The sequence below is a fragment of the Marisediminicola sp. LYQ85 genome, from assembly GCF_046600695.1.
Lineage (GTDB): Bacteria > Actinomycetota > Actinomycetes > Actinomycetales > Microbacteriaceae > Marisediminicola.
In genome coordinates this window covers 124359-148429 of the sequence record NZ_JBKIWO010000002.1, presented here as the reverse complement: position 1 = coordinate 148429, position 24071 = coordinate 124359, and the positions used below count along the sequence as shown (strand labels likewise).

17 protein-coding genes and 2 pseudogenes are annotated in these 24071 nt (G+C 69.6%); 14 read left to right on the top strand and 5 right to left on the bottom strand.

Going from position 1 to position 24071, the window contains the following annotated elements; translation table 11 throughout:
* Positions 1-82 precede the first annotated feature (82 nt).
* From ACLHG5_RS08995 to ACLHG5_RS08985, 3 genes are all read left to right on the top strand, one after another.
* On the top strand, positions 83-949 hold the full coding sequence (locus tag ACLHG5_RS08995; protein WP_411318506.1) for a GyrI-like domain-containing protein: 867 nt from the start codon (positions 83-85) through the stop codon (positions 947-949).
* A 106-nt stretch (positions 950-1055) separates the two neighbouring features.
* Positions 1056-4517: a TM0106 family RecB-like putative nuclease gene (locus tag ACLHG5_RS08990; protein ID WP_411318505.1), complete on the top strand. Its 3462-nt coding sequence runs from the start codon at positions 1056-1058 to the stop codon at positions 4515-4517.
* Positions 4412-5158, top strand: coding sequence for a DUF1294 domain-containing protein (locus ACLHG5_RS08985; RefSeq protein ID WP_411318504.1), 747 nt, complete (start codon positions 4412-4414; stop codon positions 5156-5158). The genes ACLHG5_RS08990 and ACLHG5_RS08985 overlap by 106 nt, the downstream gene beginning before the upstream one ends.
* Here the strand turns inward: ACLHG5_RS08985 and ACLHG5_RS08980 are convergent.
* A complete protein-coding gene (locus ACLHG5_RS08980; protein WP_411318503.1) occupies positions 5147-6097 on the bottom strand; it encodes a DUF429 domain-containing protein in 951 nt (316 codons plus the stop codon). The two genes, ACLHG5_RS08985 and ACLHG5_RS08980, sit on opposite strands and share 12 nt — an antisense overlap.
* A 179-nt stretch (positions 6098-6276) precedes the next feature.
* Here ACLHG5_RS08980 and ACLHG5_RS08975 point away from each other — a divergent pair, with 179 nt between their 5' ends.
* Complete coding sequence (locus ACLHG5_RS08975) at positions 6277-7695, top strand: DUF222 domain-containing protein (protein WP_411318502.1); 1419 nt, start codon at positions 6277-6279, stop codon at positions 7693-7695.
* Positions 7696-7770: 75 nt separating this feature from the next.
* On the opposite strand, the gene ACLHG5_RS08970 is transcribed toward ACLHG5_RS08975, so the two are convergent.
* Positions 7771-8859 (bottom strand): substrate-binding domain-containing protein, encoded by a 1089-nt coding sequence (locus tag ACLHG5_RS08970; RefSeq protein ID WP_411318501.1) that lies wholly within the window; start codon positions 8857-8859, stop codon positions 7771-7773.
* A complete protein-coding gene (locus ACLHG5_RS08965) occupies positions 8856-10838 on the bottom strand; it encodes a heparinase II/III family protein (protein ID WP_411318500.1) in 1983 nt (660 codons plus the stop codon). Before ACLHG5_RS08965 ends, ACLHG5_RS08970 begins: the two co-directional genes overlap by 4 nt.
* A 111-nt stretch (positions 10839-10949) precedes the next feature.
* On the opposite strand from ACLHG5_RS08965, the gene ACLHG5_RS08960 reads away from it, so the two are divergent.
* From ACLHG5_RS08960 to ACLHG5_RS08915, 10 genes are all read left to right on the top strand, one after another.
* On the top strand, positions 10950-12977 hold the full coding sequence (locus tag ACLHG5_RS08960) for a DUF2264 domain-containing protein (RefSeq protein ID WP_411318499.1): 2028 nt from the start codon (positions 10950-10952) through the stop codon (positions 12975-12977).
* 58 nt (positions 12978-13035) lie between these two features.
* Positions 13036-14313 carry an extracellular solute-binding protein gene (locus ACLHG5_RS08955; RefSeq protein WP_411318498.1) on the top strand — a complete coding sequence of 426 codons (1278 nt, stop codon included), beginning with the start codon at positions 13036-13038 and terminating at the stop codon, positions 14311-14313.
* A gap of 83 nt (positions 14314-14396) precedes the next feature.
* The gene (locus ACLHG5_RS08950) at positions 14397-15335 is read left to right on the top strand and encodes a carbohydrate ABC transporter permease (protein WP_411317134.1); all 939 of its coding nucleotides are present in this window, start codon (positions 14397-14399) and stop codon (positions 15333-15335) included.
* Positions 15335-16249 carry a carbohydrate ABC transporter permease gene (locus ACLHG5_RS08945; RefSeq protein ID WP_411317135.1) on the top strand — a complete coding sequence of 305 codons (915 nt, stop codon included), beginning with the start codon at positions 15335-15337 and terminating at the stop codon, positions 16247-16249. Before ACLHG5_RS08950 ends, ACLHG5_RS08945 begins: the two co-directional genes overlap by 1 nt.
* Positions 16250-16253: 4 nt before the next feature.
* The gene (locus ACLHG5_RS08940; protein ID WP_411317136.1) at positions 16254-16922 is read left to right on the top strand and encodes a DUF624 domain-containing protein; all 669 of its coding nucleotides are present in this window, start codon (positions 16254-16256) and stop codon (positions 16920-16922) included.
* A 44-nt stretch (positions 16923-16966) separates the two neighbouring features.
* Complete coding sequence (locus tag ACLHG5_RS08935; RefSeq protein ID WP_411318497.1) at positions 16967-18157, top strand: glycoside hydrolase family 88 protein; 1191 nt, start codon at positions 16967-16969, stop codon at positions 18155-18157.
* Positions 18154-19029, top strand: a complete 876-nt coding sequence (locus tag ACLHG5_RS08930) for a fumarylacetoacetate hydrolase family protein (RefSeq protein ID WP_411317138.1) — start codon at positions 18154-18156, stop codon at positions 19027-19029. Before ACLHG5_RS08935 ends, ACLHG5_RS08930 begins: the two co-directional genes overlap by 4 nt.
* Positions 19026-19790 carry a 2-dehydro-3-deoxy-D-gluconate 5-dehydrogenase KduD gene (kduD, locus tag ACLHG5_RS08925; RefSeq protein WP_411317139.1) on the top strand — a complete coding sequence of 255 codons (765 nt, stop codon included), beginning with the start codon at positions 19026-19028 and terminating at the stop codon, positions 19788-19790. The genes ACLHG5_RS08930 and kduD overlap by 4 nt, the downstream gene beginning before the upstream one ends.
* Positions 19791-19822: 32 nt before the next feature.
* A complete protein-coding gene (gene kduI, locus ACLHG5_RS08920; RefSeq protein WP_411317140.1) occupies positions 19823-20647 on the top strand; it encodes a 5-dehydro-4-deoxy-D-glucuronate isomerase in 825 nt (274 codons plus the stop codon).
* Positions 20644-22224, top strand: a complete 1581-nt coding sequence (locus ACLHG5_RS08915) for a PfkB family carbohydrate kinase (protein ID WP_411317141.1) — start codon at positions 20644-20646, stop codon at positions 22222-22224. The genes kduI and ACLHG5_RS08915 overlap by 4 nt, the downstream gene beginning before the upstream one ends.
* 1178 nt (positions 22225-23402) lie before the next feature.
* On the opposite strand, the pseudogene ACLHG5_RS08910 reads toward ACLHG5_RS08915, so the two are convergent.
* Together ACLHG5_RS08910 and ACLHG5_RS08905 are read right to left on the bottom strand one after the other, a co-directional pair.
* A pseudogene (locus ACLHG5_RS08910) lies at positions 23403-23561 on the bottom strand (DapH/DapD/GlmU-related protein); the annotation flags it as partial.
* Positions 23562-23642: 81 nt separating this feature from the next.
* Positions 23643-23954 (bottom strand): annotated as a pseudogene (locus ACLHG5_RS08905) (DapH/DapD/GlmU-related protein); the annotation flags it as partial.
* Between the last annotated feature and the right edge of the window lie 117 nt (positions 23955-24071).

Sequence of the window (24071 nt, the reverse complement as noted above, 5' to 3'; positions counted from 1 at the left end):
ACGGCGACCGCGATCCGATCGGACCGCGATAGTAGGGTGCCGAGCGACGCCACCCGGCAGTGTGGACGACGAAGGGGGAACCGTGATCGCTGCACTGAACCAGCTCATCGACCAGATCGAGAATCGTCTCGCCGACGACGTCGATGTGGCCGAACTTGTGGCCGGGCTCGGCACGACCGAGTACCACGTGCGCCGGATGTTCTCGTCGCTCGCGGGGATGCCGCTGTCGGAATACATCCGTCGTCGCAGGATGACCGTCGCGTCAGCAGACGTGGTCGCCGGCGACACCCTGCTGAGCGTCGCCGCCCGGTACGGCTACGGCTCGGCCGAAGCGTTCGGTCGGGCCTTCCGCTCGGTGCACGGCGTTGGCCCCGCCGAGGTTCGCAGAGATGGCGGCCCCCTTCACCCGCAATCGCAGCTCAGGTTTCGCCTGACGGTAGAAGGGAACACCAGCATGGACACTCGAATCACCGAACGCCCGGCATTCCGGCTGATCGGACACGCGGCCCGGGTTCCGCTCATCCACGAGGGCATCAACCCGCATATCCAGGCGCACATCACGTCGCTGCCCGCGACGGAGCACGCCAGGCTCAAAGACCTCGGCACCACCGAACCGCCTGGTCTGCTCCAAGTGACAGCCGACGTCGACCCCGACTACACGGAGGGCAGTGAGCTGACCTACCTCCATGGGGTCGCCGTCGACGAGACGACTCCGGTTGCCGACGACCTCGACGCGCTCGAGGTGCCGGCCGGCACGTGGGCGGTGTTCCGCACCGAGGGTGAGCACCCGGGCGCCCTGCAGTCGGCGTGGGCGGCCACGGCGACAGAATGGTTCCCCTCCAACCGCTGGCAGCTCCGCCCGGGCCCGTCGATCGTCGCCGTGCTCGACCGCTCCGACGACTTCAGCACGGCCACGTGCGAACTGTGGTTGCCCGTGCAACGCGCCTGATCGCCCGCGCACGCCGCTGTCGCCCGCACGGGATACGGTGCAGACAACCGGCCCGGCGCTTCAAATGGGCCGACCTCGCCCGAGCCGACCTCACCCGAAAGGCGCCATGTACTTTCTCGACGGCAGCGTGATCACGAGCGCGAGCGACCTCAGCGCCGCCTCGGCGTGCGAATTCGCGTTCGCGCGCGGCATCGACGTGAAACTCGGGCGCATCGACGCCGTCGACACGGCGCCCGACGAAATGCTCGCCCGCACCGGCGCCCTCGGCGACGTGCACGAACAGCGCGTGCTCAATGCGCTTCGGGAGCAATTCGGCGCGGGAGTCGTCGAGATCGAGAGGCCGGATGTGCGCGACCGCGCATCACTCGCCGAGGCGGTGGCCCAGACCACGGCGGCCTTCGCGGGCGGGGCGGACGTCGTGTTCCAGGCCACCTTCTTCGACGGCGGTTTCGTCGGGTTCGCCGACTTCATCGTGCGCACCGCCGACGACAGCTACGAAGTGCAAGACACCAAGCTCGCCCGCTCGGCGAAAGTGACCGCGCTGCTGCAACTCGCCGCCTACTGGGAGCAGCTCGGAGCACTCGGCATCCGACGGTCTGACACGGTGTCGGTGCTGCTCGGAGACGGCTCGACGAGCGCGCACCAGATTCGCGACATCCTTCCCGTGTATCGCCATCGGCGGGAGCGACTGGGGGAGCTCATCGCGTCGCGGATCGGTTCTGGTGCGGATGCCGGTGCGAATGCGGGTGCTGGTGCTGGTGCTGGTGCGGCGGACCTCGAGCCGGTGCAGTGGGGCGACCCGCGCTACACCGCGTGCGGGCACTGCGACACGTGCTCCGCCGAGATCGCCGCCCACCGCGACGTGCTGCTCGTCGCCGGACTCCGCCTGACCCAGCGCGCACGGCTCAACGCTGCGGGGGTGCTCACGATCGAGCAACTCGCGGAACGCACGCATCCGGTCGCCGACATGTCGGCCTCGACCCTCGCCGCGTTGCGCGACCAGGCTGCGGTGCAGCTCGAGTCGACCCCCGACCGCCCCGCCTGGCGCGTGCTCGACCGCAGCAGGCTCGACGGGCTGCCCGAACCCGATGCCGGCGACATCTTCTTCGACTTCGAAGGTGATCCGCTGCACCAGGAGGGCGACAGTGCGCGGCCGGTGTGGGGCCTCGACTACCTGTTCGGCCTCGTCGAATCGGATGAGACGTTCCGCGCGTTCTGGGCCCACGACCTCGCTCAAGAGCGCCGGGCGCTCATCGAGTTTCTCGACTACGTCACCGCCCGCCGCGCCGCCCACCCGGGCATGCACATCTACCACTACGCCGCCTACGAACGCTCGCACCTGTTGAGCCTCGCCGCCCGCCACGGCGTGGGGGAGGAGACGGTCGACGACCTCCTGCGCAACAACGTGCTCATCGACCTCTATCCCGTCGTGCGGCAGGGTCTGCGCATCGGAAGCCCCAGCTACTCGCTCAAGAAACTCGAGCCCCTCTACATGGGGTCGCTCGAGCGCCAGGGCGTCGCGAACGCCGCCGACTCCATCAGTGAATACGTGCGGTATCGCGACCTGCTCGACGCGGGGGAGGCGGATGATGCGGCGACTGTCTTGGCAGACATCGAGCGCTACAACACCTACGACTGCATCTCCACACTGCGGTTGCGCGACTGGCTGCGGGCGGTCGCGCGCGGTCTCGGCTCCGACGCCGCCATCGCCACCACCGCCGCGGCCGAGCTGCCCCTCGAGGTGCCGGTGCGGGAGCCCGACCCCGTCTACCTCGCGCTCGAAGCCCTTCTCGCCGACATCCCCCTCGCCGACCGCACCGCCGACGACACGGCTCTCGCGCTCGCCGCGGCCGCGATCGACTACCACCGCCGCGAGGCGAAGAGTTTCTGGTGGGAGCACTTCACGCGTCTGAGCAGCCCGGTGGACGAGTGGTCGGACACCCGCGGTGTGGTTGTGATCGACCGTATCGACGTCGAGCGCGACTGGTTTCGCGAGGGCAGACAGCGACAGGATCGACGCCACCTGCGGGTGACCGGAACCATCGCGCCCGGCAGCGCACTCCGCGCCGGCGACAGCCAGTTCTTCGTGCTCTACGACGCGCCGCTGCCGCCCATCCGACCCAGCACGACGCCGGGAGCGCGCACCGCACACAACCGCACGGCGATCGTCGAGGTGCTGAGTGCGACGAGCTTCATTCTCGAGGAGAAGCTCGAGCAGGGCGCCCCGCCCTACGCCGAGCTGCCGATGGCGATCACCCCCGCGCCGAGCCCCAACCCCGGAACGCAGGCGTCAGCTATCGCCGAGTGGGGCCACCGCGTGCTGGATGCCGCTCCGGTCATATTGCCCGACCCCGCGATGGACATCCTTCGGCGCACGGCTGGAGCAGCGGATGCGATCATCCGCCGGCCCTCCACCGTCGACGCCATTCGCGACACCCTGCTCGGTCTCGACCGCTCCTACCTCGCGGTGCAGGGCCCGCCCGGAACGGGCAAGACCTACACCGGCTCGCGCGTGATCGCCGACCTCGTCGCGAACCACGGCTGGCGCGTCGGCGTGGTCGCGCAGTCGCACGCGGCCGTCGAGAACATGCTGCGCGGCGTCGTGAAGGCCGGACTCGATCCCGCGCGCGTCGCCAAGAAGCCGAAGAAGGGCGACGAGTCGGTCGAGGTCGAGTGGAGCGGTTCGCCCACCGCGCTGCCCGACGGCGGGTTCGTGCTCGGCGGCACCGCGTGGACCTTCAGCAACGAGAACACGGTGCCTCGGGCATCCCTCGACCTGCTCGTCGTCGACGAGGCCGGGCAGTTCTCGCTCGCGAGCACCATCGCCGCATCGGTCGCGGCGTCGCGGTTGCTGCTCTTGGGCGACCCGCAGCAGTTGCCCCAGGTGAGCCAGGGCACGCACCCCGAGCCTGTGGACGAGTCCGCCCTCGGGTGGCTGTCGGCAGGAGAAGACGTCCTGCCCGCCGAATACGGCTTCTTTCTCGACACGAGCTGGCGGATGCATCCGGCCCTCTGTTCGCGCGTCTCCGACCTGTCGTACCTCGGCCGGCTCACATCACACGCCTCCGATCGGCGCCTGGCCGGCGTCGAACCGGGGCTGCACGCGGTGCCGCTCGAGCACGGCGGCAACTCGACATCCTCACCTGAAGAGGCCGACGCGGTGGTCGCGCGCGTGCAGTCGGTGCTCGGGCTGTCGTGGGAGGGGGGCGGGATGTCGCGCCCGCTCGTCGAGACCGACGTGATCGTCGTGGCGCCGTACAACGCCCACGTCGAACTGGTGAGCGCTCGGCTCGCGGCGGCGGGGCTCGGGGCGGTTCCCGTGGGAACGGTCGACAAGTTCCAGGGTCGGGAGGCGGCGGTCGCGATCGTGTCGCTCGCGGCGTCGTCGGCGCACGACGTGCCGCGCGGGCTCGAGTTTCTGCTGCTCGCCAACCGGCTCAACGTCGCCATCTCGCGGGCGCAGTGGGCGGCCTACCTCATCTACTCGCCCGGGCTGACGGACCATCTGCCGACGAACGTCGCGGGGCTCGCGCAGCTGAGCGCGTTCATCCGGCTGGTGGAGGGGTAGTGGCTGTGGGGGCGACCCGAGTCGAAGGGTCGGTCGTCACGTGGAATGCGCAACGCGGCTTCGGGTTCATCAGCCCGACGGGTGGTGGGCGCGACGTGTTCGTGCACATCACCTCGTTCGCGGCCAGAACGCCCACCCCGCGGGTCGGCGAGGTGGTGAGCTACGAGACGGTGCTGACATCCGACGGAAAGCAGCAGGCCAGGGCGGTTGAGCGGTCGGGGCGGTCAGTCGGGTCGGGGCGTGCGCCCGCTCGCTCGCCGGCGAAGAAGCTCAGCGGCAAACGAAGCGCGCTGCCCTTCGTCGTGGTCGCGGCATTCGGGGTGTTGCTCGGCTTCCTCGCGCTCGAGCGGGCAGCGCCAGTCGGTGTCGCACTCGGCTACCTGGCGCTCAGCCTGCTCGCCGTCATCACCTACGCGGTCGACAAGTCGGCGGCGCAGAATGGCCGGTGGCGCACGCCTGAGACGACCCTGATCGTCATCGGACTGCTGGGCGGGTGGCCCGGCGCGGTGCTGGCGCAGCAGATCCTGCGTCACAAGACGCGCAAAGCCAGCTTTCAGTGGGCCTTCTGGGTGTCGGTCGTCGTGAATGTCGGCGTGCTGCTCGCTGTGTCGGCGGGGTGGTTCGGCGCGTCAGTCCGGTGACGGAGGAGCAGCGGGCGAGCCGGTTGCCGTGGGCGAGCCGGTTGTCGCGGGTCGGGCGGGCCGCGCGGAAACAGGGTGGCGAACGGTCGGGCCGCGGCGGGCCGCCGGTGCCCGCATCGGGCGGCCCGCGACCCTCTGCTCCGGGCGGGCGGGGGCGACGATCGTGGCGCGGCGGCCGCGGGCATCCGGAGTGTCGTCGGCCCCGAGAATCTGCGTGCGCTCGTCGCCGAAGCGGTGCCAGATGGCGGCCGTCCAGGCGCACAGCACCGCGTCGAGAAGGTCTTCGCGGTGTTTGTACGGCACGTCATCGATCGGTGACGGCGTCACGGCCAGCTCGCGAGTGAGCGGGTGCGACGCCAACCGCAGCGGCGGGCGAGCATCGTCGAGCGTCAGCATCCGCCTGATGAGTTCGTCGCACTCCCGCGCTCGACGCTCCCTGCCGAGAGGGGCCGTGAGGGTCTTGTCGAGTCGCTTGTAGCGGGGGCGCTCGACGTCGTAGCCGAGCTCCGCCATCCCGACGAGCGTCGTGTAGGGGTAGCACTCGAAGAACACCGGGGTCTCGTCGGTCGGAGGACGGATGCCGTCGGTGTACGCGAATCCCGCCACCTCGAGTCTCTGCAGCAGCGCGACACCGCCCTGCCAGCCCATCGCCGTGTTGCTCGCATTCGCAGCGACCTTCCTGTTGCCGTAGGCCATGCCCACCTGGCGCTCGGCGAGCCGCATGCCGGACTCGTTGGGGATGACGAGGGGAGCGTCGATGGCGATGACCGTGCCGGGGCCCGCGCGGTCGACGACCCACTCGGTGACGGCGTCGATGCCGCGCGCCCAGCCGGCATCGAGGATGACACCCGACTCGTCGAGGAGGGCGAGGCCGGTCTCGTTCGCGCGCTTGGCCGCGGTGCCCTCACCCCACGCGAGGTCGACGCCGATGTAGGTCATGAGGGGAGGGTAGCGGGTGGGGGTGGGGGCGCGGTTGACGGCGATCGGGGGTCGCGGGCCCGTGCTCGGGTGGCCTCGCTCTTCTCCTCCACAGGTTCGTATTTCTCGTATTGTCCACAGCAAAACAGGCTTCTGACCTGGGATATTCGAATGTCGGTGGCCACTGTCACAGTATGACCATGAACGAAGCGATCGCCCTCCTCGAGCAGGCCGAAGAGCTGCTCGCGCGCGTCGCGCGGGTGAGCTCGGGCGCAGCTCTGCGCGAGCTCAGCGATGAGGATGCGTGCGCCCTCATGACGCGCTCCGAAGCGGTCGGCCGCCTCGTCGACGGTGTCCGCGCGGTCGCGGCGGCGGAGGTCGACGATCGATCGCGATACGGCCTCGGCCAGGACGGCCTCGCGCAGCGCCTCGGGCATGCCAAGGGAGTGCACCTCGTCGAGGCATACACGCGGGTGTCGCAAGCCGAGGCGGCCAGGCGCATCCGGCTTGGTTCCGCCGTATCGCCGAGGTCGACGCTGCAGGGCGAGCAACTGCCGCGCGAATATCCGGCGGTGGCGCACGCGCTGCGGTCGGGGTCGATCGGCGTGGAGGCGGCATCCGTCATCATCCGCAGCCTCACGCAGGCCTCCCGCACGGCCGGCCCCGAGAGCGTCGCCGCAGCCGAGCGCGCCCTCGTGACGAGTGCCCGCACCGAGTCGGCCGATCTCGTCGCGGTGCAGGCGCGAGCCTGGCGCGAGACCCTCGACCCCGACGGCCCCGAGCCCCGCGACGCCGAGATTCGCGAGCGCCGCAGCTTTCACCTCGGGCGCGAGATCAACGGACTTACTCGCTTCAGCGGCACCTGCGACTCGGTCGGCGGCGCGCTCTTGCGCGCCGTCTTCGCCGACGGCTCGGCGCCGGGCGTCACCCCGCGGTTTCTGAGCTCAGAGGACGGGGGCGAAGCGGACGGGGGCACCGGGGCTGACGCCGACGGCGATGGCGATGCCGACGCCGCTATCGTCGAGCGCGTGCGAGACCCTCGGACTCGCGAGCAGCGGCAGTACGACATCGTGATGGGCACACTCACCGCCGGGCTTCGGGCCGCGGAGACCACTCGAGGAGGTCTGCGGCCGACGGTCACGGTCATGGCGGTCACGACCCTCGACGCGCTGCAGACCGGGCGCGGAGTGGGGTGGCTCGACGACGTCGCCGAACCCGTCTCCGCCGTCACGATGCAACAGCTCGCGTGCGACGCCGGGTATCAGCCGATCCTGCTCGGGGAGGCCGGCGAAGTGCTTCATTTAGGCCACAAGCGGGAGTTTTTCAGCACCGCCCAACGTAAAGCGCTCGCGGTTCGCGACGGTGGGTGCGTGTGGCCGCAGTGCCAGGCGCCCCCGTCATGGTGCGAAGCCCACCACGTGATCGAACGGGCCAACGGAGGGCCGACCGACATCGACAACGGTGCGCTGCTGTGTTCGGCGCATCACCACATGCTGCACGCGTCCGAGTTCACCATGGCGATGATCCGGGGCAGACCCCGACTCTTGGCGCCACCCTGGCTCGACCCGGATCAGATCTGGCGGCCACTCGGGCGACAACGGACGAAGCTCGTGGCGTGACGGCGTGACGGCGTGACGGCGTGACGGCGTGACGGCGTGACGGCGTGACGGCGTGACGGCGTGAGGTCAGCCCCGTCAGTCGGCAGGTGGGGGCGCCGTCGAACCGCGCACGTTGAGGCTCGGGTTGAGCACGACGCGGTGCGCCGGCCGGTTCGGGTCGTCGAGACGCTGCGCGAGCAGTTCGACCGCGGCGGCACCGACATCCGACCTCGGCGGGCTCACCGCCGTGAGCGCCGGGGTGAACAGTTCGGCCACCTCGTCGTCGTACGCGATCACCGACAGGTCATCGGGCACACGGATGCCGCGGTCGAGTGCGAGGTCGACGAACGCCATCGCCTCCGGGTCGGAGTGCACGACGAGAGCGCTCACCCGCGCGCCGAGCGCGGTGTCGAGGGTCTGCTCGATGACGGTGGAGAAGTCCTGGCTCGATCGGGGCGGCAGAACCGTCTCGAAGTGATCCGACGGGGTGAGTCCGAGTTCGGCACACGCCGCCTCCCAGCCGGCCCGGATCTTGCGCGAGGTGGGCGAGTCGCGCGAACTGATGAGCCCCACCCGCCGATGCCCGAGGTTCGCCAGGTGCCGAGCCGCGAGCACCGCCCCGAGTGCGTGGTCGGTCGTGACCGACTCGACGGGGGTGCCCTCCGGCAGCAGCACGGCATCCCGCTCCACGAGCACGCTGGGCACGGCGGCGTCGGCGAGCCACCGCACGACGTCGTGAGCGTGAGGGGTGTCGGTGTTCGGCGCCACAATGAGGCCGCGCACCCGCTCGTCGCGCACGAGCCTCTCGAGCACGGGGCGCTCGTCTTGCAAGTCGTATGATGCCCCGCGCAGAACCACATCGAGACCGTGCCGCTTCGCCGCGCGCTCCGCCCCCCGCAGAACGCCCGGCCAGTAATAGTTGAGCGACGGCACGAGCACCGCGATCGCTCCGCCCTGAGCTCGCGCAGCGCGCACACTACCGGCCGTCGCCTCGGTCGCCACGGCGCCCCCGTGCACGCGCTGCAGCAGCCCCTCGCGCTCGAGCTGAGCCAGATCGCGGCGCAGCGTCACCGGCGAACCACCGAGATCGTCGATCAGCTGGGAGAGACGCACGGCACCGTCGCGAGCGAGAGTCGCGAGCACGTGCGACCGGCGTTCGGAGGCGAGCGGAGGCTGATCGGTCATCGAACGACCCCTCTCACGGTGGGGTCCTGCTCGATGACGACCGTGAGCCCGTTCAGGCCGACCACATCCAGATCGAGGCGCCGGAGACGAGAGCCCCAGACATCCGTGAGCAGCGGGTCGTCGAGATCGCGAACCACAACGGTCGCCGGAGCCGCGGGGGCCCAGGTCACCCGGAGCGGGGAGGCGCCGTCGAGGGGGGTGACGAGTGCGGTGCCCTCGCCGAGCTCGACCTCGCCGGCGATCAGCATCCGCACGCTCGTGCCATCTGGAGCACCCGCGTCGTCCCCTGTCGTCCAGTGGTCCTCCACGACAATCGTCGCCGTGGATCGGTCGAGCCCCGCCGTGCGGTGCCACGATGTAAATTCGGTGTCAGGATACGCGGCGAGAACGTCCAGGCTCAACCGGCTTGCGTCAGGCGACGACGTGCGGTCAACATCGCTCGCGGCCGCATCGGAGCCCGCGCGCTGCTCCGACCCGGCGAGCACGGGCGTGTTGTGCCATCCGCTCTGCATCGTCCAGATCGAATACCGCTCCGGCCCGAACGTCTGCAGCGTGTAGGTCGGACGGCCCGCATCGACGATCACCGGAACGCCGTCGGACGCGACGACGAAAGAGCCGACATCGTTGTGGTTGTGGTGTTCGCCGTTGTGCCCGCCCTTCACCGCGAGACACACGCCGCGGGAGTCGCCCGCGGTCTCGCGAGCGACGAGCACCTCGGTCGACGGCAACCACACCTCGGCGGGCAGCGGTGATGCCTGCGGGAGTGCCTCGACCCACGCGCGGTCGGTCATCCCGCGCAGCAATCGCGGCAGACCCTCGTGCTCGGATGCCACCGGACTGTCCGGTGTGCGGTGGGCCGCGGCGTGCGCGAGCGCGTCGGAGTCGCCGACCGCTCGCGCGGCTCGATGGAGGGCGTGCCAGGGCTGGTCGGCCGAGGGGCGGGCTTGGCCGTCGGCGAGGTTGAGATACCACTCGGCACCGAGGTGCATGCGGTGAGGGAACGCCACGGTCTCGCGTAGCGCGGAGATCTGCGCGATGCGGAGGCGACGACCGAGCGCGTGATCGAGGGCGTCGACCGCCTCGATCGCGCGGCACGCGCCGTTCCACCAGTAGGCGTAGCCCTCGTCGATGGCGCCGTCGTCGGGCAGGGAGGCGAGGTAGCGGTCGAGCCCCTCGATCACGAGGTCGACGACGTGCACGCGCAGGGCGGCATCCCGGGGATCATCGAGGAGCCGCAGCGCCGCGAGAAGCACGTTGCCGTGAATCCACGGGTTCCAGTTGTGCACGTCGCCGTTGAGGCCGATCCAGTGCCAATCCCGACGCGAGACGAAGGGGTCGATGATCTTCCGCTTCGCCTCGAGCCGGATCCGCGCCCGCGTGCCGGGATATCGCCTCTCGAGGCGCTGCCCGAGCACGTGATCGAGTGCGGCGAGTTGACCGACCACCTCTCCTGCCCCGAGGTCGAGAAAGGGGCGCTCGATGTCGGCGAGCACGTGACCGGTCTGATCTCGCACGTCGTCGTGGGCCGGCCAGCACCACGAGCTCTGCTCGCACAGCAGCATGACCCCGTCGAGCACGGCCTCGAGGGGGTGGTCGTCGTCTGTGGCGAGAGCCGCGACGACGGCTCGACTCAGCCGTCGCTGCCTTTCGAACGCGCGCTGCTCCCAGCGATCGCGGTCGCCGTCGTCGTGCACGCGCGCGGCGAGAGATGCGAGCGGTTGCGGCCACGGTGTCGCGGCTTCGGCGTTCGCGAGGTCGAGCAGGTGGAGGAGCGTCGCCCTGTCGGCGACCCCGCCCTCACTCCACGCCTCGGCATCGTGCGGGATGTCGAGCGACTCGGCGGGGTCGACGAGATGCACACGCAGGGCATCTGCAAGAGTGTCGGCGTCGGCGAACATCCCGATCTGCGCCGAGAGCGGGCCCGCGAAGCGACCGTCGGCGGATGTCGGCGTCACGGCTTCGTCGCTCGGGATAACCATAAAGCGATCATAAACGATCATAACCAATCGATAAAAGTCTTGAACATGACGAAAGTGATTGTTATCGTCCTTTCTAGTTCCGGTTGACCGGAGCTCGATCAAAGGAGATTCGTGGACGACGTCGTGCACGCAGCAGCCGGACCAGCGACAAGCTGGGCCCGAGCGGACTGGGCTGCGGCAGCCGATCGCCTCCTCGATGCGGCACGGGCGTGGGCGTCGCCGAGTGGCTCACAGATCATCCCTCCCGGCGAGGTCGGCGGCTACGGACGAGACGTCGACGGGCTCGAAGGCTTCGCCCGCACCCTGCTCCTCGCCGGCTTCCGTCTCTCCGCGGAATCGATCGACACCCCCCACGACTCGCGACTCGACGAACTCGCCGACTTCTATCGACGCGGCATCACCGCGGGGGTCGACCCCGAGGCCCCCGACCGCTGGGTGCGCCTCGACGAGCACGCTCAAGCCAAGGTCGAAGCCGCGTCCATCGCCCTCGTGCTCGACATGACCCGGGAGTGGATTTGGGACCGCCTCGACGCCCTCACGCAGCAGCGGGTCATCGACTATCTCGCCCCCGTGGTCGGCGACGACACCTACCCGCGAACGAACTGGCTCTGGTTCCGGATCGTCGTTCAGACCTTCCTGCGCTCGGTCGGCGGCCCGTGGTCGGAAGCGGATGTCGCGGCAGACCTCGCGCTGCACGAGGAGCTCGCGCGAGAAGACGGCTGGATCTCCGACGGCGTCGAGCGCTCCTACGACCACTACGTCGGTTGGGCTCTGCACACGTATCCCGTGCTCTGGTCGCGGATGCGCGGGGCCGCCGACCTCGCCGGCGGGCGGACCGCGAGCGATGTCGCCGCCCTCGACAGGTACCTGCAGGATGCGATCCACCTCGTGGGTGCCGACGGGTCGCCTCTCATTCAGGGGCGGAGCCTCATCTACCGCTTCGCCGCCGCGGCGCCGTTCTGGATCGGCGCCATCGCCGACGTCCCGTCGGTGTCTCCCGGGCGCCTCCGCACGATCGCCGAACGCATCGTCGGGCACTTCGCCGAGCACGGGGCGCCGACCGACGAGGGGCAGCTCACCCTCGGGTGGCACCACGCGTGGCCCGCACTCGCGCAGTCCTACTCGGGCCCGGGCTCGCCCTACTGGGCCGTCAAGGGCTTTCTCGGGCTCATTCTGCCCGCCGAGCATCCGGTCTGGACGGCCGCAGCCGAGCCGCTTCCGGTGAGCGAAGCGGATGCGCTGCGGGCCGTGCGTTCCGCGGGGTGGATCATCGCGACGACCGCCGACGACGGAATCGCGCGCGTCGTCAACCACGGCACCGACCACGCGCTCAAGGGAGCGGTGACGGGCGACTCCCCGCTCTATGCGCGCATCGGCTACGCGACCGCGGCGGCTCCTCTCGCCGATGCTGCGGCCTGGGAGCACCCTCTCGAACAGTCCGTCGCACTCGTCGACGATGCGGGCAGGGCCACCCATCGCGCGGCGATGACGCTCCTCGACGTGCGCATCGAGGGTGAGGATGACGAGCCCGTGGGTGTCGCCGCCTCGACGTGGCCGGCCCACTGGATGTCTGCACGCGTCGCCGCGCACCGCCACGGGTCGGGCATCGAGGGTGACATCGAGATCGCCGGAGACATCACCGTGGTCTCGTTCGTGCGTCGAGCGTGGGAGGTGCGACTCGCTCGCGTCGATGGGCTCCACGGGTTCGACGGGTTCGCCGTCGCACCCGCGGGGGTGCGCCTCCGCATCGGCGGGTGGGCCGTGTCGGGCGACACCGTGGAGGCTTCGGCTGAAAATGCGAGTGCCGAGGCTCGCTGCGGCGCGGTGCGGAGCCGCATCCGCTCGCTGCCCGTCGGCTCGCTGCCCGTCGGCGCGACCGACGATGCCCGTGGAGCGATCATCCGTCGGGCGGATGCGAGCCCGCTCGGGCCCGACTCCGCCGTGCCCGTGCTCGAGCTGCCGGTGACCGTCGGCGCGTGGACCGCGAGCCTCATCGAACTGAGCGGAATCGATCGAGTCGAGGTCACCGACACCGGTGTCGACCTCGTCGACGGCGTCGCCACCATCACCTGGCCGGACGGTGCAGTGACCACCGGCCGCATACCGACCCCCGGACCCGCCGAGGCGGCGGACCGGTAGCACCGAACGTCCGCGCCGCGGGCGATCACATCCATCCATTACGAAGGAGTAATCAACTATGAAGCGTTCATTCGCAGCAGTCGCCGGCGTCGTCGCCACCGCGGCGATCGTTCTCACCGGGTGCAGTTCCGGCTCCGAGGCCAGCGACCCCGACGGTCCCGTCACGCTCACCCTGTCGGGGTGGAGCCTCGACACGACCCCCGAGTTCCAGGCCATCACCGACGCGTTCACCGAGCAGAACCCCGACATCACCTTCGACCTCGTCGGATACGACCCGGTCGAATACAACACCCTGCTCACAGCGGACCTCGCGGCCCGCTCCGGCCCCGACATCATCACCCAGAAGGAGGTCAAGTTCGTCTCGACCTTCCAGGAGGGTGGCCAGCTGCTCGACGTCTCCGACGTCGAACTGCCCGAGGAGGTCGGCGGCACGTCGTCGTACGAGATCGACGGGGCGTCGTACGCCGTGCCGTATCGCCAGGACTCCTGGGTTCTCTTCTACAACAAAGACCTCTTCGACGCCGCGGGCGTGGACCAGCCGGACGGTTCGTGGACGTGGGACGACTACGAGGCTGCAGCAGCCGAGCTGACCACCGCCGACGTCAAGGGTGCCTACCTGCACACGTGGCAGTCGACGGTGCAGGGGTTCGCGAGCGCGCAGAGCGGCGCCGACATCCTCGAGGGTGACTTCGGACACTTCGCGCCGTACTACGAGCGCGTGCAGGCCATGGAGGAGGAGGGCTCCGAGGTCGCCTTCAACACCGCGACCGCGAACCAGCTCACCTACCAGGGCGAGTTCGGCACCCAGAAGGCAGCCATGCTCCCCATGGGCACGTGGTACGTCGCGACTCTCATCGCCCAGCAGGAATCGGGGGAGGCGAACGACTTCGAGTGGGGTATCGCCCCGATTCCTCAGGACGACGCATCGACGACCGGACTCGATGCCGAGCCCGTGACCTTCGGTGACCCGACCGGCTTCGGAATCAACGCGGGCATCGACGAGAACAAGATCGACGCCGCCAAGGCGTTCCTCGAGTTCGCTGCGAGTGAGGATGCCGCTCAGGTGCTCGCGGGCATCGGAATCACCCCGGCGCTTCTCAACGACTCGGTGGTCGAGACCTACTTCTCGATCGACGGCGCCCCGACAGACGAGCTCTCGACGTTCGCCTTCGCCGAGCACGAGACCCTTCCGGAGAACCCGACGTCGAGCCAGACGGCGGCCATCCAGGGAATCCTCGCCGACATGCACAGCGCGATCCTCTCGGGCTCGACCCCGATCGACGCCGCCATCGAGGAGGCGGAGGCGCGAGTCGCAAGCGAGGTCGGAACCGAATAACCCACCCCGCCGGCCCGGGTGATCGCCCGGGCCGGCACCGACCACCGTTTGCACCGACCATCGTCAGATAACCGGAGGACCCCATGGCGACCAGCGCCACAACCGCCGCAGCGCCGGCGTCGCGGAAGGTTCCGCAGCATCGACCGGGCTCGAAGCTCCGCCGACACAACACTATCGTCGGCTGGAGCTTCATCCTGCCCAACTTCATCGGGTTCGGGTTGCTCACGCTCATCCCGATCGTCGTGCTCTTCTACATGTCGTTCACGAACTGGAACGCTTTCGGCACCGCCGACTGGGTCGGGTTCGCCAACTACGAGCGCCTGATGAGCGACGGCAGTTTTCGCATCTCGTTCATCAACACGCTCTACTACACGGTTCTCCACATCCCGCTGACGATCGTCGCGTCGCTCGGGCTCGCGCTGCTGCTCAACAACAAGCTGCGCGGCATCTCGTTCTTCCGCACCGCCGCGTTCTTCCCCTACATCACCTCGATCGTCGCGATCGCCGTGGTCTGGAACCTGCTCTTCAGCCCCGACTCCGGGCCCATCAACGAGGCGCTGCGGTTCATCGGCATCACCGAACCTCCCGGGTGGCTCACATCGCCCGAGTGGGCGATGCCCGCCGTCGTCATCGTCGGCACCTGGCGCGACATGGGCTACTACATGGTGCTGTTCCTCGCCGGGTTGCAGACCGTGCCCCGCGAACTGCACGAGGCCGCTCGCATGGACGGCGCGGGCGTATGGCAGCGCTTCGTCAACGTGACGCTCCCGTGCCTGCGACCGACGATGTTCTTCGTCATGGTGATGCTCACCATCAACTCGCTCAAGATCTTCGACCTCATCCTCGTGATGACCGGTGGCGGCCCCGGGCAGTCCACCCTCGTGATCTCCCAGTTCATCTACCGTCGCGGTTTCGAAGAGAACCAGTTCGGCTTCGCCTCGTCGGCTGCCGTCGCTCTCTTCTTCCTCTGCATCGCCGTCACGGTCGTCCAGTTCCTCTGGAACAAGAAACGGAGCGTCTGATGTCTGAACTCCTCGATCGGAACATCACGCAGCAGACCCTGCGCAAGCTCGACGATCCGCGCCCGATGCGCACCCCGCGGGAGCAGACCGCGCGCTATCGGGTCGGCCGGGCCATCGGCTACATCGCGATGATCATCTTCGCGGCGGCCCTGCTCACCCCGTTCTTCTGGATGCTCATGAGCTCGCTGAAGTCGGCGAACGAGGTCTTCTCGGTGCCCGTGCAGTGGTTTCCGGAGACGTTCATCTGGAGCAACTACATCGAGATCTGGTCGCGCTCCGACATTGTGACGTGGACCCGGAACACTCTCGTGGTATCGACCGTCGTGACGCTGCTGCAAGTGCTGACGGGGTCGTTCGCCGCCTACGGTTTCGCCAAGATGCGCTTTCGCGGTCGCGACGTGCTGTTCCTGCTCTACATCGGAACCATCGCGGTTCCGTGGCAGTCCTACATGATCCCGCAGTTCATCCTGCTCACCGAGGCCGGTCTCACCAACAGCCTCATCTCGATCATGCTGCTGCAGGCCTTCGGTGCCTTCGGGGTGTTCCTGATGAAGCAGTACTACGAGACGATCCCCGAGGAGCTGAGCGAGGCCGCGCGCATCGACGGCATGACCGAGTACGCCATCTGGCGCAAGATCATGCTCCCGCTGTCGGTGCCCGCGCTCGCGAGTCTCGCGCTGCTCACGTTCGTGAACACCTGGAACGACTACCTCGGCCCGCTCATCTACCTGCGCGACCCGGAACTGTGGACGATGCAGCTCGGTCTGCGCAGCTTCGTCAGCAACCTCTACGACACCAACTACGCCCTCCTGTTCGCGGGACTCACGATCTCGATCGTGCCCATCGCGATCATCTTCATGCTGGGCCAGCGGTACTTCGTCGAGGGCATCGCCACCAGCGGATTGAAGGGCTGAGCGCATGCGACGCATCTCGTTCGAGGCTGTCTCCGGCACCATCGGCGTGGTCGCGCTCGGTCTCCTCGTCAACGCGCTCATGCTCGTGACGGCGTTGCCCCTCGTCGTGTTGCTCATCACGACCGACCCGACGCGGTCGTGGCCGGTGCTGGCCGTGGCGGCCGTCTTCGCGGCGCCGGCCGTGACCGCGGCGTTCCGCGCCTTCCGCGAGCACGCTGCCGGAGGGCTCGGACCCGTGCGCGGTTACCTCGCGGGGCTTCGCGACGGCTGGCGTCGATCGCTCGCCATCGGCGCGATGGTCGTCGCGGTCGTCGTCGTGCTCCTGGTCGACCTGAGTCTGCTCGCGGGAACGGATGTCGCGGTCATGACGGTGCCGCTGCTCGGCGTCCTGGCCGTGCTCGCCGTCTCCGTCGGTCTGCTCGCTCTCGTCGCGATCTCGGAGGTGCCCGGCGCCCGACTCGGGGCGGTTCTCGCGGCGAGCGCGGTTCTCGCCCTGCGCCGGTGGTATCTCACCGTCGTCTCCCTGCTCATCATCGCCACGCAAGCCGCTCTCTTCGTCAACCTGCCGGCGATCGGGATCGGCATCACCGCGTCTGCGGCCCTCTATCTCGCATGGGCCAACTCCCGCTTCGCCCTGCAGCCCGTGCTGCACGTGGAGCCGGCGACCGCGTGAGCGGTGCTCGCGCAATCAACGCTCTCGACCAAGGACTGGAAACCATGACATACCTCACGCCTGCAACGGGCACCGCCCTCGATCCGGCGACGCTCGACAGGGCGATCACCGACGCTCTCAGCACGGTGCGCCGCAACATCGCCACCTTCGGAACGCAGTTTCCTGACGACACGACGACGGACGACCGGTATCTCCTCCGGCCGGCGGGCCAGGGGTTCGCGCTCGGAGCCAACCGCGGGTGGACCACGACCTTCTGGACGGGACTGCGGTGGCTCGCGTGGGAGCTCTCCGGCGACGACCGCTTCCGCGAGGCGGCGCGGGTCGACACGGCGGACTTCTCGCGGCGCGTGCGGGCGGGAGAAGACCTCGACACCCACGACCTCGGTTTTCTCTACAGCCTCACCACTGTTGCGGCGTGGCGCCTCGACGGCGACAGCGACGCGCGCGATGCCGGCGTGCTCGCCGCCGACCACCTCATGCGGCGCTTCTTGGAACCGGCCGGCATCATCCAGGCGTGGGGCGACCTGCAGGATCCGAAGCAGCGCGGCCGCACCATCATCGACAGCCTCATGAACATGCCGCTGCTCACGTGGGCGACCGAGCAGACCGGTGACGGCAGGTACGCCGACGCGGTGAGGCGACACACCGTGCAGTTGCACGACCACATCCTCCGCGACGACGACTCGACGTTCCACACGTTCTACTGGAATGCGGAGACGGGGGAGGCGCTCCGGGGAGGCACGGAGCAGGGTGCCGGCGACGAATCGTGCTGGGCCCGCGGACAGGCCTGGGGGTTGTACGGCTTCGCCATGAACTTTCGGGCCACAGGCGACCCGCGGCTGCTCGACGCGGCTCGTCGGTGCGCCGACTATTTCGTCTCCCGCCTGCCCGCCGACCGCGTTCCGTTCTGGGACCTCGTCTTCACGGACGGCGCCGATGCGCCTCGAGACAGCTCGTCGGGCGCGATCGCCGTGTGCGGACTGTTCACCCTCGCGGAGGTGGAGACCGACCCCGAGCGGGCCGCGTGGGCGGTCGACACCGCGCGAGCGATCCTCGGGTCGCTCATCGCCAACTACACCCCCGAGCACCCCGAGGATTCCGACGCGCTGCTGCTCCACGGTGTCTACGACCTGCCCAAGAGCGTCGGTGTCGACGAGGGCAGCCTGTGGGGCGACTACTTCTACCTCGAGGCGCTCACTCGGGCATCCCGACCGAACTGGCGGGGCTACTGGTGAGGCTCGTCACGTATCGCTCCGACGACGGCCCTCGGCCCGGGGCGGTCGTCGACGGCGAGCGGGTCGTCGACCTCAGCGGCATCGCCGAGAGTCTCGAGGCGTTGCTCGCCGACACCGCCGCGCTCGCCGAAGCCCGCGAGCTCGCAACCGCGGGGCAGCAGACGCGATCGCTCGCCGAGGTCGGACTGCTCGCCCCCGTGCAACCGGGCCGCATCCTGTGCCTCGGCTACAACTACCGCGGCCACGTTCGCGCCGGGGCCTCCGAGCGCGACCCCGACCCCGAGTACCCCGACGTCTTCGTCAAGACTCCGAACGTGCTTCGTGGGCCCGCGGATGTCGTCACGCTGCCCCGCGTGAGCGACGATGTCGACTACGAGGGGGAGATCGCCCTCGTCATCGGTCGACGGGCAGACGCGGTGAGCCTCGACGACGCCGCATCGCACATCGCCGGCTACACGCTCTTCAACGACGTGTCGGCGCGAGACTGGCAGGGGCGCTCGAGCCAGTGGGAGCTCGGCAAGTGCTTCGACGGGTTCGGCCCGCTCGGCCCGTGGATCACGACATCCGACGCCGTGGCAGACCCGCACGATCTCACGGTCGAAGTCGTGCGCGACGGGCTCGTCACCGTGTCGCAGAGCACCGCCGACCTCGTGTTCCCAATGGCGTTCATCGTGCATTACCTGAGCCAGGTCATGGTGCTCGAACCGGGCGACGTGATCGCCACGGGCAGCCCGCAGAAACTACCCGACGCCCTCGCGGCCCATCGCCCCCTCGCCGACGGCGACTCGGTCACCATCCGTGTGGCCGGTCTCGGCGAACTCACCACCCGATTCGCGGCCGCTGCGCCCCGCACCGAAGGAGTCCGATCATGATCCTCGACCGCTTTCGACTCGACGGGCGCGTCGCCCTCGTCACAGGATCGACGAAGGGGCTCGGCCAGGCCGCGGCAGTCGGTCTCGCCGAGGCGGGTGCCGACGTCGTGCTCCTCGACCGGGGGGACGCCTCCGAGACGGCGGAGCGCATCCGCTCGCTCGGGCGCCGCGTCCACCTCATCCGCCGCGACTTCGCGTCGGCCGGCGCAACCGAACTCGCGGCCGCCGTCGACGAAGCGATCGCCGAACTCGGGGCCGTCGACATCCTCGTCAACAATGCGGGCACGATCCGCCGGGCGCCGGCCGCCGAGCATCCCGCCGACGCGTGGAGCGAGGTGCTCGCGGTCAACCTCGACGCCGTCTTCCACCTCTCGCAGGCGGCCGGGCGACACATGCTCGCCCGCGGTTCGGGTCGCATCATCAACGTCGCGTCGATGCTGAGCTTTCAGGGCGGAATCCTCGTGCCCGGATACGCGGCATCCAAGCACGCCGTCGCCGGCCTCACCAAGGCGCTCGCCAACGAGTGGGCCGCCTCGGGCGTGACCGTCAACGCGATCGCGCCCGGCTACATGGCGACCGACAACACCGCGGCCATCCGCGCAGATGTCGAACGGGAGCGCACCATCATCGGTCGGATCCCCGCGGGGCGCTGGGGAGAGGCGGAAGACCTGCAGGGCGCTTTCGTCTACCTCGCCTCCGACGCCGCCTCCTATGTGACGGGCGCCATCGTTCCCGTCGACGGCGGTTGGCTCGTCCGGTGACCTCGAACCACAACGCAAGGAGAACCACAGACATGGAACAGCGCTACGCGACCAACCCCGAGCAGATCCCCGGCTGGACCACCGCGCAATTGCGCCAGCAGTACCTGCTGCCCGAGCTCTTCGTCGCGGGGGAGATCCGACTCGCCTACACCCACCACGATCGCATCGTGCTCGGGGGCGCCGTGCCCGCCGGCGGGACTCTCGAGCTCACCGGCTACCCCGAGATCCGCAGCGAGACCTTTCTCGAGCACCGTGAACTCGGCGTCATCAACGTGGGCGGAACCGGCACGGTCACCGCCGACGGCGAGACCCACACGCTCGTGAAGGGCGCGTGCCTCTACCTCGGTCGAGGTGTGCGCGACATCTCGTTCGCCGACGGCGACGGCGAGGCCCAGTTCTACCTCTTCTCTGCGCCCGCGCACACGAGCTACCCGACCACTCTCGTCTCGCCCGGCGAAGGAACGGTGCGCGAGCTCGGCGACCAGAGCACGTCGAACCGGCGCACCCTCAACCAGTACATCCACGAGAACGGCATCCGCTCGTGCCAGATCGTCATGGGCGTCACCCAGTTGCACGACGGGTCGATGTGGAACACCATGCCCGCGCACACCCATGATCGCCGCACCGAGTGCTACCTCTACTTCGACCTGCCGGAGGAGGCGCGCGTCATCCACCTGCTCGGCGAACGACAGGAGACCCGACACCTCGTCGTCGCCGACCGGCAGGCGGTGATCTCGCCGAGCTGGTCGCTGCACTCCGGCGTCGGCACGGCGGCCTACTCGTTCGTGTGGGCGATGGCGGGAGAGAACCAGGCCTTCGACGACATGGATGCCGCGCCCGTCACCGAGCTGAGATGACGGTGGCGCTCACGGGCGCACTGCTCGCCATCGGCGAGACGATGGCGGTCGTCACGCCCGCGGTCGACGGCGGAGTGCGCACGGCCGAGACGTTCCTCGTCGATGCCGGGGGTGCCGAATCGAACGTCGCCGCCCACGTCGCGGCAGCGGGAGGGGAGGCTCGCTGGTTCAGTCGCCTCGGTGACGATGCGCTCGGCGCGCGCATCCTCGACCAGCTGACCCGCCGCGGAGTCGACACGCGCGGCGTCATCATCGATCGCGAGCATCCGACGGGGCTCTACGTCAAAGACCCCGGTGCGCCCGTGCGCTACTACCGCGCGGGGTCGGCGGCGTCGACCCTGTCGGCGGCGGATGCGCGCGGCCTCGACTTCGAGGGGGTCGCGGTGATGCACATCTCCGGCATCACTCTCGCCCTCTCCGCCTCAGCTGCGGAGTTCCTCGACGAGGTCATCGTGCGCGCGCGTGACGCCGGCGTGTTCGTGAGCGTGGACGTCAACCATCGACCGGCGCTGTGGGGTGCACGTGATGCCGCGGGCGCTCTCGAGGCGCTCGCGCGTCGCGCCGACGCTCTGCTCGTGGGGCGCGATGAAGCGGAGTCGCTGTGGGGCGACTCCACGGCATCGGAGATCCGGGCGCGGTTCGCCGAGGTGCCGCAGGTCATCGTCAAAGACGCCCACGTCGGAGCATCCGCGCACATCGGAGACGACGTCTTCTTCGTGCCGAGCGAGCGGGTCGACGTCGTCGACGCCGTCGGCGCGGGCGACGCCTTCGCGGGCGGATACCTCGCCGCGCTCCTCGCCGGCGCACCACCGAGCGACCGGCTGCGAGCCGGTCACGCCCGTGCCGCGACGACCCTGAGAACGCGGGGCGACTCGATCGACGAGCCCCGCACCGACCGAGACAGCACCGACCGAGACAGCAGAGACCGAGACAGCCCGACGAAAGGCACCACGATGAGCACCGAGTTCTTCGACGAGGCGTTCGCCGGCGCCCCGATCATGGCGATCCTCCGGGGGATGGGGCTCGAGCGATCCGTGCGGCTCGCGACCACCGCGTGGGATCTCGGCATCGATGCCGTCGAGGTGCCGCTGCAGACCGACGAAGACGAGCGGGCCCTCCGGGAGGTCGTGCGTCTCGGCGCTTTGCGGGGCAAGCTCGTCGGTGCGGGCACGATTCTGACAACGGATCAGGTCGATCGTGCGGCCGAGTGCGGTGCGGCCTACCTCGTCTCGCCCGGCACCGATCCCGAGATCGTGCGCGCGGCCCAGAAGCGAGGCATCCCGATTCTGCCCGGCGTCGCGACACCGAGCGAAGTGCAGGCCGCGGTCGCGCTCGGCCTCACCTGGATGAAGGCGTTCCCCGCCGAGTGGCTCGGTGCCGGGTGGTTCCGCCACATGCGCGGCCCCTTTCCGCACGTGCGCTTCGTCGCTACGGGCGGTCTCGACGCGCGAAACGTCACCACGTTTCTCGAGGCCGGCGTGCGCGTGGCGGCCGTCGGCTCGGCGCTCGAAGACGCCTCACAACTCGACGCTCTCGCCGCCGTGATCACCGAGAGCCGCGGGATGGCGCAGCGGTAGCCACCCGCTCCTGCCGGGATGCCCGGCAGCGCTCACCCGGTGCGCCGCGCGGGCTCCGGCCGGTGCACCCCGCGCGGGCGGTATCCGAGCGAGCCGGCGAGCCCGAGCAGGTCGGCGAGATACCAGACGATCGCGAGATGCATCTCGGTGCCCTGCAGCCCCGGCTGCGCCTCGGGCAGGCTCGCGGTCTGCGGTGTTCGCGCGCGGAACGACACCCCCGCCCCCTCCACCCAGCCGTCGAGCTCGCGCTCGAGCAGCGCGGTCGCGACGGCGAGCACCTCGGCGCGACGGTGCCCGCTCGCGCGGGTCGACCACAGCGGGTGGGCCACGTCGAGCACGTTGCACGCGTCGAGGCGGTCGGGAGCGAACCAGTGCGGGTCACGAGCGTGCTCGAGCACGGTGTCGACGACCCGCTCGGGATGCGGCACGGCCACGCCCCACTGCGCGAAAGTCCCCCGGGTCGCGCGGTAGTAGCCGTTGACGAGCTGGCGTAGCCCGCCGGGAGCATCCGGTGATCCCCACATGCCCGTGCGCGGGTCGGCGTTGAGCACGAGCCACCCGAGGAGGGCCGACAGTCGCGGGTCGGCCGCATCCGCCCGGCGGAGCGCCGCGGTCCCGTGGGCGTCGACCCAGTGGCCCGCGTTCCACGGGTCGTCGTGCCAAGGCAACGCGGCGATCGACCGCAGCAACACCTCAGCGCTCGGTGCGTCGAGCAGCTCGGGTCGGGGGGCGTCAGCGCCGAGGTCGACGCCGAGGAGGTCGAGCGCGTAGCCCACGCACAGCACGTGGTAGGCCGTGTCGCCGTCGGTCGGGTCGGGAGGCAGCGTCGTGGCGGACTGCTGAACCGTGGCGGACCCCCGCGTCGTGTCGAGCCGCCCGACGAGGCCGCTCGCCGGATCGTGCCAGCCGAGCAGACGGTCGATCTGTTCGGCTCTCGGCAACTGCGGCGGTGCGCTGCCGAGGAGCAGGTCGGCGAGCTCGACCGCGTCGCACTGCGCTCGCACCGTCGGGGCGTCGCCCGGGCGGTCGACGAAGAGGCGCAGGGTCGAGTCCCAACTTCGCTCGAGAACCGATGTCGCCTCGTCGCGAGCGCGCCTGCCGAACCGCGCGAGCCGCTCGGCGAGATCGGCGGGCGCGTGCGACACCCGCTCGCCACCTTCGGGTGTCGCGGGGGCCACGCGCCATCGGATCAGTTTCGCGGGGTTGCCGCCCACGATCGCGCCCGCGGGAACGTCTTTGGTCACGACCGCTCCGGCCGCGAGCACGGCCTTGTCTCCGACGGTCACGCCGTCGAGCACGACCACGTGCGACCCCACCCACACGTCCCTGCCGATCACGATGCCCTTCGACACGAGAGGCTGACGGAAGATCTCGAGGTCGGGGTCGTCCATCCGATGGTTGAAACCGAGGATCGAGGTGTGCGCACCGATGCGCGTGGCGTCACCGATGGTCACTCGGCCGCGCACGACCGTGTAGGGGTTGACGCTCACATCGTCGCCGACGGTCAGGTCGCCGGTCAGGTAGGCGCCGGCCGCGACGTAGGACCGGTCACCCAGCCGCAGCCCGTCGACGTCGACCGCCGCCCCGCGCGCGACGAAGCACCGCTCACCGAGGGAAATCGGTGACGGACCGGAGGTGAGTTCACCCTGTCGCGTCAGCTGTGCGTCGCGAGCGGAGGCGTCGGCACCGCGCCAGAAATCCCACGGCGAGAACTCGAACCGGTCGGTCATGCGGCCTCCACGTCGTCGGGCAGGATGAGCGCAACGGTGCCCCTCTCCATCCTTCCGCACCCGACGCAGTTGTGCTCGCGTCATGTCGCCCGCCCCACCGAGCGTCGACTGTCTACT